Raw genomic sequence first — 12,583 nt, forward strand, 5'->3', positions numbered from 1 at the left:
GCTGCGTGTCATCCAATTCATGGACGCAGCCGGGACAGCTGTTTTATCGTGACTGTTTGGCGTTTTATATATTCGTGGTAAATCTGCCTACATCAGAGCTTCGTAAAGCTTATCTGTAGGACGCGGGATTACAACGCTGTTAACCAGCAGGTCGCTGACTTCTTCCGCAGCCTTCACAGCAGCGGTTACTGCACTGACATCGCCGCACATGGTGACAAATCCTTTACCGCCCACGGCAAATCCTGTGCGGATCTCCATCAGGTGTACATCCGCAGCCTTTGCAGCCGTATCGGCCGCAACAATGGCAGAAGCGACAGAGTAAAATTCAAGGACTCCGACAGCCCCGCTTGTAGGTACCTGTGTTGTACTGCTGATTGCAGGCATCAGCTGATCACTGATATTTGCGATCAGAAGCTTGTCCACAAGGAAAGGTCCTGCGATCTCTTCGCCTACACTCATTGCCGCATTGACACTGCTTGTGTCACCGCCGATGATGATCATATATTTTCCCGGACATAAGGTGGAGGCCCTCAGTAATTCAACCTCAGCCGCCTTAAGTACGTGGTCACATGTTTCAATTCCTTTTGCTATACTGGATAATTCTAACATTCCAACTGAATTTCCCATTTTTGATTCCTCCATTAGTTTACATTAATTCTGATGCCGCCGGATGTTACTTCGGTTACGGTTCCGTCTACGCTTGCATGGATGTTGGCAGATAATCCAGCATCGTCAGCCTGTCCGATCAAGTCGCCTGTATGTACGGTGTCGCCCGCCTTTACAACGGGAGCGGCCGGTTTGCCGATGTGCTGGGACAGAGGGATAAAGACTTCCTTGGGAAGCAGCTCTGTACAGCTGTGTGCATGCAGTCCGTTATACTGGGCAAGCCCCAGTCTTGAGATCAGACGGTCAGTCGGGATACGGTTCAGTTCAATAGTCGGTCTTGCTGTCGGATTCGGAGTCTTATCAATCATGATTCCTCTTTCACGAAGCTTTCCCTTCATGTAATCATTCACTTTTCTCGGAGAAAGACCCATCGGACATGAGAACATCTCACACACTCCGCAGCTGGAGCAGTTCACGGCATCGCCGAAGCTCTTTGCAAACTCCTCATTGGAATCAATGATATCCTCCCTCCAGATATTACGCATGACAAGATGAGGCTTGATACTGTGCCCTGTCTGGAAACGCGGACATAAATCCGTACACATGCGGCACTGGATACACGCGCTTCTTGCCTGGTGTTTCAGTCTTTCAATCGGGACCTGGGTTTTCTTGATCAGGTAATGGTCTTTCGGAAGCACGATAATGTTACCTGTTGTCTTCGTTACAACCTGCTTGTCGATCATACTGTCATCTGCGAAAACTTTTCCCATCATAGGGCCGCCGAGAATGACTGCATAATCAGAAATCTTAAGTTCTGCGGCATCTATACATGTCCGGATCGGTGTCCCGATCGGCACTTTCAGCATAATCGGCTCTTTTACTTCCCCGACAACGGAAAGATACTTATCTGTTACCTTTGCTCCCTCAGTAACAGCACGGTAGATTCCCAGTACGGTTCCTACATTATCAACTACGGCGCCCACCTCGATCGGGATCCCGCGTTCAGGAACGGTCTTTCCTGTCACCTGCTGTACGATAATCTGCTCGTCTCCGGCCGGATAGTAAGTGCGCATCTCGAAAATCTCGATATCGGCGTGATTCTTATCAATCGCTTCCTTTAAAGCGGCAATCTCGGCTTTGTATTTTGCTTTCAGTGCTATGTAGCGCTTCTTTGCTTCCAGATGATCGGCAATATAAGTGATGCCCTTGATCAGTTCATCGGCAAAGGTCCTGCACAGATACTTGTCTGTCTCAATCAATGGTTCACATTCGGCAGCATTAACGATAAAATACTCGGCCTTTGTGTTTAACTTCACATGTGTAGGAAATCCTGCCCCACCGGCTCCTACAATACCGGCATCTTTTACTGTTTCAATTAGACTCATAGCTTTCTTCTCCATTCATTGATTCTCGCTATTCTTTACAATACGTTATAATAATAACATATTTCGGAGGAAAGAAACAGGGAATTTTGGATAAAAATATCGTACCTAAAAATATCGTAATATAGGGAATGATGGTTACTGTTTACAGGCTGCCTGTGAGTAAAAGATCTTGTGATTGTTATTTTAGTTGTTCTGGTTTAACAGATAACCCCTTCACAGATAGTAAACAGGACTTTTCCACGGACCTTCCGCCCATGAAATGGGGTATTGCGCCCCATGCTTGCAAAGGAATCCTTATCTATTACGAACTCTATATCAGGATGAATGACAGTGATATCGGCTATTTCTCCCACATTTAGGCCACGCGTCCCGAGCCCGAGTATTTTGGCTGGATTATAACTCATCTTTTCTGCCATCTGAAGAGGGGTAAGGTGTCCGGGGATAACAAGTTCGGTTATTGTCAGTGGAACAGAAGTTTCCAAACCTACGATGCCAAATGCGGCGGATGCGATGTCTTCGGTTTTTTCATACAGGGCATGTGGGGCGTGGTCGGAGGAAATTACGTCGATAGTCCCATTTTTTAATCCATCTATTAATGCATCAGCATCTTTCCGGGTGCGGAGAGGAGGGGCCATCTTATAATTAGAGTCTCCGGGAAGGATATCTTCGTCTGTAAGCGTGAAATGATGAGGACATACCTCAGCGGTTACGGAAATGCCGTCCTCTTTAGCAGCTTTTATTATTTTCATAGAATCTGCAGTGGAACAGTGGCAGATATGAAGACGTGCGTTTGTCTCTTTCGCAAGCAGGATGTCCCGTGCTATGATAGTGTCCTCAACGGCATTGGAAATCCCTTCTACTTTTAGTTTTTTTGCGATGGAACCACTGTTAAGTGCGCCATTTCCCTTTAAATGGATATCCTCGCAGTGATCTAAAACAGGAAGGTTCAGGGCAGCAGCGTTTAAGAGGGCTTCGCGGAACAGAGCTGCGTTCATGACCGTCTTTCCATCCTCACTTAATACAGGAGCCCCGGCATTTTTTAATGCCCGGGCATTGGTCAGCTCTAAACCGTTCATCCCCTTGGTAACAGAGCCGGCCTGAAGCACATGAATAGGAGAATACTGGCGGGCATGCTCATAGACTGCTTCCAGCTTGTGTGCATCATCAATAACTGGATTTGTATTGGCCATAGCAACAATTGTGGTGAATCCGCCTTTGGCAGCAGCAAGAGTCCCAGTCTCTATCGTCTCTTTATACAGGAATCCCGGGTCGCGCAGGTGAACATGCATGTCAATGAGCCCGGGCATGACATAACAGCCAGAGGCGTCAATTACCTTATCGGTATCCGTGGCGTCTATATGTGTCCCAATTTCTTTAATGCAGGCGTCTTCTGCTAAAAGATCAAGCACGGCATCCGTATTGGTTGCCGGATTCAAAACACGTCCATTTTTAATTAATATTTTCATTAGAATAATCTCCTTATTACCCCCAGCAACGGCCAAACATAGCCGGAAGCTGCCTGAACACTTGATGAGGTTCTTTCAAATCTAGTGTTCATGGTAACATAGGACCGAAACGGAATCAATTATTGTTATAAAAAAGACACATGTGTGGCAGACCACAGATAGCGATTCTATTAATTTAAGAATATTCTGAAAATGGAGAGCAAAAGGGTCTGACCCCTTTGAATAAATGTGAAATATGCACAAAAATTATTGAATATATTTGTCTGATTTGTGGGGTTTACAAATGTACTGACAAGTGATATGATTGATGCATCATAAGAAATCACAAGCAAACAGACAAGACAAAGGTAAAGGAAGTTTTTATATGCCAACATTGAAAGAACAGGCTTATGAGAGCCTGAAAGAACAGATTATGGAAGCGGAGCCGGGGACACTTTTCAGTGTCCGCAAGAGTGCTAAGGAACTGGGCTTAAGTTACACGCCTGTCAGGGAAGCACTGGTGAAGCTGCAGAATGAAGGGCTTCTGGAGGTTGATTCTAATGTAGGATTTTCTGTACTGCGGATTGATATGAAAGCAATTCAAAACATCTATCAGAGCCGTGAATGTGTGGAACACTATGTCCTGCCGAAGATTATTGATAAGATTGAGGAAGACGATATTTTAGTTCTGAAGGCTTTCATCGTAAGGCAGAAGAGGGCTATGGAGCAGAAAGATATTTCGGCATACACGGAAGTTGATGCAGAGTTCCATGTTTATCTGATTGACCTGCTGCAGAATAAGCAGCTGTCTGATTTTTACAGAGGCGTGCGCAGCCAGTATAGGATAGGCTCGAGAAAGATTGTGAGGAAGCATAGCTATCTTCCCATAGAGGAACATGAGAAGTTTTTGAAGCTGGTTGAGGCGAAGAAGTACGAAGAAGCGTTGGAATGTATGTACCAGCATACGAGTGCAGCTGTTGAGAGAATGAAGGAAGGGTATGTTCAGATTGGTTTATAACCATCTGGACATATTTTTGAAAGCTAGTGATGCATCACATAATATCACGAGACATCGATATGGATATATCACATTGAAGCATCTTATTAACAAAACAGTAAAGAGAGGAGAAAGAAAGATGAAGTTTCCCAAAAAAGTAATCCTTTGTGAGGTAGTTACAAGGGATGGTTTCCAGACAGCCCCGGAGATTTATCCGGTTGAGGAAAAAGTGAGAATTATCGAGGAGGTTGTTGATGCAGGCTGCCAAAGTATTGAAGTTGGTGCATTTTCCACGTATGAGACGATGTATAAGATGAAGGATACTGACAAGGTTTTTGAAAAGCTCCATATGAAGGAAGGCGTTGAGTACCGTGGACTTGTGTATCTGCCGGATGATGTGAGAAGGGCAGCGGACTGCGGATGTCAGAAGATTAAGCTGAACGTTTCGGCCAGCATGGAACATAACAAGGCAGGAGCAGGGCGTTCCCCGCTTGAGTCTATGAAGACATTTGCCAAATCCGGGCAAATAGCGAGGGATAACCATATGGGATTTGCAGGGTCCATTTCATTGCCATTTGCTTCACAGTGGGAAGGCGTGATTTCATTTGATTTTATTAAGGAGATTGTAAAGGCATTTCAGGATGCAGGGGCAGCCCAGATTTCCCTTTCCGATTCTGCAGGGCTTGGCACACCGAAGCTCGTTTATGAGAGGACGATGGCCCTCCGGGAAGCATTTCCCGATATGGACTGGATGCTGCATATGCATAATACAAGAGGAATGGGGCTGGCAAATGTAGTGGCTGCTATGGAAGCGGGGATTGATAAGATAGACACCTCACTGGCAGGATTAGGCGGATGCCCATATATCAAAGGGGCTACCGGTAATATTTCCACAGAAGACGTGCTGTTCATGCTGAATTCTATGGGAATCGAGACAGGAATGGATTTTGAAAAAATCATGGCTGCCGGCGGGAAAATCGTAAAACTTGTAAACGGTGTCGGAACAGACAGTTATCAGCAGAGACTTCGGGCATTATCTGCAAAGTGATTTTATGGTCACAGGCAGCAGAATTATTTTGAAAATAGTGGAGTAATCCATTATTCGCTTATTGAAAAGCAAGATGCAGTTCGATAAGTCATAAAAACTAATAAACAACTTATTCAAGGAGGAATTAATCATGGCAGAGTGGAGTTTTCCAAACGAAGGACAGATGGAGTCAGCAAAGAAGATGTATTATCAGACAATGACAAAAAAAGATGTTGAGGAGAGGCTGGAGAAAGACGATATCATTATTATCCCGGTAGGTTCCACAGAGAATCACGGGAATTCAGGTCCAATCGGTGAAGATACATTTATCGTATCAAGGATTGCAGAAATGGTGGCAGAGAAGGTTGGATGTACAGTGGCAGAGCCGGTATGGTATGGCTCACACCCCTTCCATCATATTGGGCAGCCTTGCACAATACCCCTTCCGGACGATGTTTTCATGGCATATCTGCGTGCAATCATCACCGGTTTTTGGAATACCGGATTCCGTAAGATGATTTTCATCAGCATGCATGGCCAGGAATATTCCCTTCCGGTTGCAATTCAGGAGTGGGGGAAAAAATATCAGGTGCCTGCGATGATTTACTTTGTAGATTTGCCGCGTGTCATGGCCCAGACATTGATGGACAAAGAGCATGGCGGACCATTTAACAGACCGTTCCAGCATGCTTGTGAGGCAGAACAGAGTATCTCACTGGCACTGTTCCCGGAATACTGCGACATGGAACACGCTGAAGACACAGATGTACACGGAATCCTTCCGGCAGGGCATGTAGACCGGGGCGGTGATATCTATGGCAACCCAATCCCGGGACACTGTGTTGTGGGAAATGCAGGAATTGAGTGTGTGACAGCACCACAGGGAGTATTAGGACACGCGACAGAGGCAGACCCGGCTAAGGCAAAAGCATGTATCGAAAAGGTATGTGATTACCTTGTTACATTACATCATGACATTTTGGAAGCATGTCCGGTAGGAAAACTTCCTGATGCAAAATACATGAGCCAGAGAGATCCGGAAGAGATAGAAAAATTATTAAAAGGACCTACAAAAGGCGGAAAACATATCTATACAATCGCATGGCCGTGCTAATTTGATTCAATACACAATAATTATCTGACAATGGAGAGCAAAGGGGTCAGACCCCTATGCAAAAGGGTCAGACCCCTTTGCAGAACCCCTTTGCGATTCTCTTAATGGACGGGGGAGAAGGAAGAAGGAGATCAGGATAATGGGAAAGGCAATGAAAGCATTAGTTTATCATGGACCCGGTGTGCTGGAGGTTGAGGAAAGGGCAATTCCAATGCCGAAGGCAGATGAAGTACAGATTAAGATTAAGAAGGTATCTATCTGTGGTTCTGACTTAGGAGCATACAGGTTCGCATCGGACCGATTTGCACCGCCGCTTGTTCTGGGACATGAATTTTCGGGTGATATTACCATGGTAGGGGATGAGGTCAAAGACCTGAAAGCCGGGCAGAAGGTAACGGTGAATCCTATGGTGTTGTGTAATGACTGCTTTTTCTGTAAACGTGGGGAAGGTAATCTGTGCGGGAACAGGAAGAGTATGGGCACTGCAATCGGGGGCACACAGACTGATGGGGCGATGCGGGAATATGTGACCGTGCCGGCATGGATGGTTGTCCCTGTTGCGGATAATGTTTCTTATGAAGCAGCGGCAATGCTGGAGCCATGCGGAGTGACACTTGCCTGTGCGAAGACTGGGAGGACAGTGGATGAACAGAGTGTCGTGCTTATTGGTTCTGGTCCAATTGGACTGTTGATTGTAAAATTCCTGAAGGCTCTGGGAGTTCCGAAGGTGATTGTATCCGACATCCTTGACACAAGACTTGCGAAGGCAAAAGAATGTGGGGCAGATGAGGTCATTAATGCGAAGGATGAAGATGTTGCAGCAAGAGTAAAAGAACTTACAGATTCTTATGGCGCAGACAGAGTCATCATTGCTGCCGGGGTCGGTTCTTCTATCAATCAGTCCTTTGAGCTGGTAAGAAATGGCGGAACAATCGTACTTGTAGCACTGATGCATGAAAAGGTAGAGATTGACCCAATGGAGATTGTGGGAAGAGGGCTGAAGTTCCTGGGAAGCTATATGTTTACTTCGGAAATGAAGGAGGCGGCGCAGATGCTTGCTGAGGGACGCCTGAATGTAGAAGACCTGATTACCTCAACGTATCTTCTTGAGAGAGGACAGGAAGCGTTTGATATTCTGAATAACCCGCAGAATACGGAAATAAAGGTACAGATTGAAGTGTAATTGGAAATGTAGATTGATGAAATGGAGGAAAAATCTATGAAAGCATATTGTTATGTCTCACCATATAAAATCGAGGAACAGGAACGTGAAACTCCGGAACCGGGAAAGGGCCAGGTAAGGATTAAGGTCAAAGCCGTATCTATCTGCGGTTCAGATACGGGAGGGTTCAAAGGTACCAGCGCCATGCGGGTGGCACCCCTTGTAATGGGACACGAATTCTCCGGTGTCGTTGATAAATATGGAGAAGGCGTGGAGAACCCATCCATACCGGTTGGCGGCAGGGTCGTAGTGTATCCAAACATCCAATGCGGCGAATGTCCGGACTGCAAGGCAGGGCTTCCAAATCTCTGTGAGGAACGTTTCATCCCGGGGACAACCATGCCGGCAGGCGGATATGACGGCGCAATGGCAGACTATGTGGTAGTCCCGGCAGAAAAGCTGATTCCTATCCCAGACAGCATAAGCTTTGAGGAAGGCTCCATGTTCGAACCTACTTCCGTTGCGCTCCGCGGCGTTAAGATGTTAAGTGATGTAAAAGATAAAGTCGTTACAGTTTTCGGCGCAGGCCCAATCGGTCTTTTGGCATTAGAATGCTTAAAATATCTGGGCGCAAAGGATGTAATCTGCATTGACCTGAACCAGCAGCGTCTGGAAAAAGCACTGGAATGCGGGGCATCCCATGTAATTAACTCCGGGCTGGAAGACCCTGTATTAAAGGTAATGGAAATCACGAACGGCAAGGGCGCAGATGCCGGAGCTGACTGTGTAGGCATTGCAGTCAGCCTGAACACCAGTATGAAGATGGTCAGAAACGGCGGTGAAATTGCGATGATTGGCATGGCAGCGGAGCATATGGATGGATTTGAGTATAAATATGCAGTGGCACATGAGATGAAATTAAAGGGCAGCTATTGTTATGTTGACGAATTATACGAGATTCCAAAGATGCTTACATCCGGCAAGATTAACCTGAAAAAGCTGATTACGACCGTTGCGCCGATGAATCAGGTACAGAAGAAGATGGAGGAGCTGGTATCGGGCAGGTCAACAGATGTAAAAGTTGTGCTAGTAAATGAGGATTAGGGGGCGGCTTATGAAAATGAAAACCAGCCATTTTGGCTTTGTAAATGAGGCGGATCAGATTGCGGCAGCCGGATATGATGCAGTTGAACTGCATATTAAGGAAATCATGTCATTTGATGATTTAGAATACCAGAAAGCAAGAAAACTGGTGAAAGACAGTGGGATTGCAAGTGAGGTCTTCGATAATCCCCTCCCACTCGATGTAGTGGTTGCGGATGACAGTTTCGACTTTGCGTATTATACAGAATACCTGAAGAAAGCCGTAGACAGGACTGCCAGGATGGGTGCAAGGTATTTTGTATATGGCAACGGGAAGACCAGAAGCCTTCCGGAAGGGGCAGGGCGTGAGGAGGCGTCCAAGAAGAATGAGCAGCTGATTGTCACGCTGTGCGATATCGCCAGAGCGTACAATATCACGATTATGATGGAGCCTCTTGCAGCGGCAATCTGCAATTCTGTCCTAAGCGTGCCCGAGGCCTACGACTATGCAAAAAAGCTGGGATGCGGGAACCTGAAGACACTGCTGGACTTCAGATGGTTCATCGCAGGCGGGCATCCTTATTCAGATATTGTAGAATATGCGGACTTTATCAAGCATGTCCATGTAGATAACCCACTTCTTCCGTTTCCCGAGAGGAGAGTTCCTATGGCGGGCGATGGATTCAATTACGGGACACTGTTTGAAACATTGAAGTCCATCTCCTATAAAGGATACATTTCTTATGAGGCGAATACATTCAACGACTATCAGCAGGACATCAGAAAAGGACTTGGCCTGCTCAAAGATTACGGCATCTATCCTTACCGGTATGATGCAGATATAAAAGAAGCATAAAAGGAGTAATCAATATGAAGAAACACGAAAAATATCCAAAATTATTTGAACCGTTCACAGTCAGGAGAATGACAGTGAAAAACAGAATATCAATGGCGCCTATGGGAACCAACTATGGGGAGCAGAATGGAGAAATGAGCTTTCTTCATATGGATTACTACGAGCAGCGGGCGCAGGGCGGGACAGGCCTGATTATTGTGGAAAATGCATGCGTGGACTTCCCGCTTGGCTCCAACGGGACTACACAGATCAGGATTGACCATGACAACTATATCCCAAGATTGTATAAGCTTTGCGAATCCGTACACCAGTATGGTACCTGCATTGCCATTCAGATTAACCATGCAGGGGCTTCGGCTCTGGATACACGTATCGGGATGCAGACGGTATCTTCCTCCAACATCCCGTCCAAACCGGGCGGGAGTATACCCAGACCGCTTGAAAAGAAAGAGATCCTTTCGATTGTGAAGCGGTATGGGGAGGCGGCAAAACGTGCACAGACAGCGGGATTTGACGCAGTGGAGATTCATGCCGGGCATGGATATCTGATCAGCCAGTTCCTTTCCCCTACCATGAATAAGAGAAACGATGAATTCGGAGGCTGTGCCGAGAACCGGGCACGGCTGGCAAAGCTGGTGGTGGAAGAGGTCCGCAGACAGGTGGGGCCATTTTTCCCGATTTTCTGCAGAATCAGTGCAGATGAACTGGCAGAAGGCGGGAATACATTGGAAGATACAAAAGAGCTTCTCACCTACTTTCAGGAGGAAGTGGATGTCATAGATGTGTCAGCAGGGCTGAACAGTTCACTGCAGTACCAGATTGACAGCTGCCAGCTGGAGGACGGATGGCGCTCTTATATGTCGAGGGCAATCCGGGAAACATTCCAAAAGCCTACGATTACAACTGGTAATATCCGATCTCCAAAGCGTGCGGAGGAGATTCTGGAAAATGGGGATGCTGACTTTATCGGGATGGGAAGAGGTCTGATTGCCGATCCCGAATGGGTGAATAAGGTAGAATTCGGCGGGGAAGACCGCATCAGAAAATGTATTTCCTGCAATATCGGCTGTGCCGGACACAGGCTGGCACAGAATACGCCAATCCGCTGTACAGTGAATCCTTTGGTGAACCGTTGGGAAGACAAGACACAAAAGGTTGTGAAGCCATGTAATGTGGTTGTCATAGGCGGCGGAACTGCCGGGCTGGAAGCCGCATGTACGGCAGCAGAGACTGGCTGCCAGACTTTCCTTCTGGAACGCAAAGAGACTCTGGGTGGTCTGGCGGCGGAAATCAGCAAGATACCGGATAAACGCAGAATCCATGATTTTGTGGAATATCTCACTAACCGTGCCCAAAGCCTTCCAAATCTGTATACATTTACTGGAATGGAAGCAACGGCAAAGTTCGTACGCAGCCTAAAGCCCAACATCATCGTGAATGCCACCGGTTCTAAGCCTCTGCTTCCGCCGATTGAAGGGCTGCATGACTGGATTGACAAGGAAGGCAGCCGGGTATATTCCATCCTGCGCATGATTGATAATGTGGACTCCTTCCCACAGAATATGGAAGGGAAAAGTGTGGCAGTCATAGGCGGCGGCGCCGTCGGACTGGATGTGGTGGAGTTTTTCGCCCCAAGAGGCGCAAAGGTGACGATTGTTGAGATGCTCGACCAAATTGGGCGCGACTTAGACCCTGTCAGTAAGCTGCGCATGCGGGAAATCAGTGAAAAATATGGTGTCAGAGAACTTACAAAAACAGCGCTTACCAAAGTAGAAAATACGCAGTTTCAGGTGAAGACGCCAGAAGGCAGGACAGAGGTGATCACATTCGACTATGGGTTTGTCTGTCTTGGCATGAAGTCCCAAAGTCCGATACTGGAAAAGATTGAAGAGGTATGCGGCGGGGAACAGAAGGCGGAGATGATTAACATCGGAGACAGCGTACGTGCCAGAAGGATTATCGAAGGTGTGTCAGAAGGGCATAATATCCTGAATTCACTCAGGAAGCATGGGTATCTGGCGAATAAGTAGGGCAGAAAGCGGCCGCAGCGGATATCCAAAGATTAAGCAGCAGTAGGAATAAGTGGAGGAGTAAGGCATGGAAAAGACTTTGAAAATCAGAGATATGGAGTTAGGCACAGGAATGCCGAAAGTCTGTGTTCCGATTACAGGGAAGGATAAAGCGGGGATTCTGCAAGAGACAGAACTTGCACTGCAGGCAGGGGCTGACCTGATTGAATGGCGGGCGGATTATTATGTGGATGTGGATGATGTTCAAAAGACTGCCGGACTGGGCAGGGAACTCCGCAAGAAGATGGGCAATAAGCCAATCCTGTTTACTTACCGTACCGAAGGGACCAACGACTCGATAGAATTAGAAAAATACATAAGACTGAATCAGTCTATGGTGGATGCAGGCGACGTGGATCTGCTGGATATTGAGTTGTTCATGGGTGATGAGGTCTGTCAGGACTTCTGCGGATATGCACATGGAAAAGGGAAAGCAGTGATTATCTCCAGCCATGATTTTGAAAAAACGCCGAATGAACAGGAAATTGTGGGACGGCTGTGCAAGATGAGGACGCTTGGGGCGGATGTGCCTAAGGTGGCGGTTATGCCTAAAAATGCGGGAGATGTCCTCACGCTTCTGTCAGCGACGAATCAGTATGCCAATGCACATGCGGATGGCCCTCTGATTACGATGTCGATGAAATGGCTGGGTGGAATCAGCAGGATCAGTGGTGAAATCTTCGGCTCGGCGCTGACCTTCGGAAGCACCATGCGGGTATCAGCGCCCGGGCAGCTTGCGATAGAAGATCTGAAGTATATCCTGAATGTGCTGCATCATTCGGAGAATCAATAGACTGTCCCGTGGCAGAGCGCGTGGGAGAAGTTCCCGGGCGGGGAAG

At 47.0% G+C, this 12,583-nt stretch carries 11 protein-coding genes; 8 read left to right on the top strand and 3 right to left on the bottom strand.

What is annotated here, in order from left to right:
* Nucleotides 1-87: 87 nt before the first annotated feature.
* The 3 genes from ABIN22_RS03225 to ABIN22_RS03235 form a co-directional block, all read right to left on the bottom strand.
* Nucleotides 88-627 carry a BMC domain-containing protein gene (locus ABIN22_RS03225; RefSeq protein ID WP_118621345.1) on the bottom strand — a complete coding sequence of 180 codons (540 nt, stop codon included), beginning with the start codon at nucleotides 625-627 and terminating at the stop codon, nucleotides 88-90.
* Between the two features lie 14 nt (nucleotides 628-641).
* Entirely contained in the window at nucleotides 642-1,991 is a 1,350-nt protein-coding gene (locus ABIN22_RS03230; protein WP_109729339.1) for a 4Fe-4S dicluster domain-containing protein, read from the bottom strand.
* Nucleotides 1,992-2,188: 197 nt separating this feature from the next.
* Nucleotides 2,189-3,457 (bottom strand): dihydroorotase, encoded by a 1,269-nt coding sequence (locus ABIN22_RS03235; RefSeq protein ID WP_346906533.1) that lies wholly within the window; start codon nucleotides 3,455-3,457, stop codon nucleotides 2,189-2,191.
* 364 nt (nucleotides 3,458-3,821) lie between these two features.
* On the opposite strand from ABIN22_RS03235, the gene ABIN22_RS03240 reads away from it, so the two are divergent.
* From ABIN22_RS03240 to aroD, 8 genes are all read left to right on the top strand, one after another.
* Nucleotides 3,822-4,454 carry a GntR family transcriptional regulator gene (locus ABIN22_RS03240; protein WP_181368537.1) on the top strand — a complete coding sequence of 211 codons (633 nt, stop codon included), beginning with the start codon at nucleotides 3,822-3,824 and terminating at the stop codon, nucleotides 4,452-4,454.
* 118 nt (nucleotides 4,455-4,572) lie between these two features.
* The gene (locus ABIN22_RS03245; RefSeq protein ID WP_346906535.1) at nucleotides 4,573-5,481 is read left to right on the top strand and encodes a hydroxymethylglutaryl-CoA lyase-like TIM-barrel protein; all 909 of its coding nucleotides are present in this window, start codon (nucleotides 4,573-4,575) and stop codon (nucleotides 5,479-5,481) included.
* A 130-nt stretch (nucleotides 5,482-5,611) separates the two neighbouring features.
* A complete protein-coding gene (gene iolN, locus ABIN22_RS03250) occupies nucleotides 5,612-6,574 on the top strand; it encodes a 3-dehydro-scyllo-inosose hydrolase (protein WP_109729335.1) in 963 nt (320 codons plus the stop codon).
* A 139-nt stretch (nucleotides 6,575-6,713) separates the two neighbouring features.
* Nucleotides 6,714-7,757 (top strand): zinc-dependent alcohol dehydrogenase, encoded by a 1,044-nt coding sequence (locus ABIN22_RS03255; protein ID WP_109729334.1) that lies wholly within the window; start codon nucleotides 6,714-6,716, stop codon nucleotides 7,755-7,757.
* Between the two features lie 36 nt (nucleotides 7,758-7,793).
* The gene (locus tag ABIN22_RS03260) at nucleotides 7,794-8,840 is read left to right on the top strand and encodes a zinc-dependent alcohol dehydrogenase (RefSeq protein WP_181368535.1); all 1,047 of its coding nucleotides are present in this window, start codon (nucleotides 7,794-7,796) and stop codon (nucleotides 8,838-8,840) included.
* 10 nt (nucleotides 8,841-8,850) lie between these two features.
* Nucleotides 8,851-9,675: a sugar phosphate isomerase/epimerase family protein gene (locus ABIN22_RS03265; RefSeq protein WP_346906538.1), complete on the top strand. Its 825-nt coding sequence runs from the start codon at nucleotides 8,851-8,853 to the stop codon at nucleotides 9,673-9,675.
* Nucleotides 9,676-9,689: 14 nt separating this feature from the next.
* On the top strand, nucleotides 9,690-11,705 hold the full coding sequence (locus tag ABIN22_RS03270) for an oxidoreductase (RefSeq protein ID WP_346906540.1): 2,016 nt from the start codon (nucleotides 9,690-9,692) through the stop codon (nucleotides 11,703-11,705).
* A gap of 67 nt (nucleotides 11,706-11,772) precedes the next feature.
* A complete protein-coding gene (aroD, locus tag ABIN22_RS03275) occupies nucleotides 11,773-12,537 on the top strand; it encodes a type I 3-dehydroquinate dehydratase (protein ID WP_346906542.1) in 765 nt (254 codons plus the stop codon).
* Nucleotides 12,538-12,583 lie beyond the last annotated feature (46 nt).

The sequence above is a fragment of the Faecalicatena orotica genome (genome assembly GCF_905197545.1).
GTDB lineage: Bacteria > Bacillota > Clostridia > Lachnospirales > Lachnospiraceae > Faecalicatena_A > Faecalicatena_A orotica.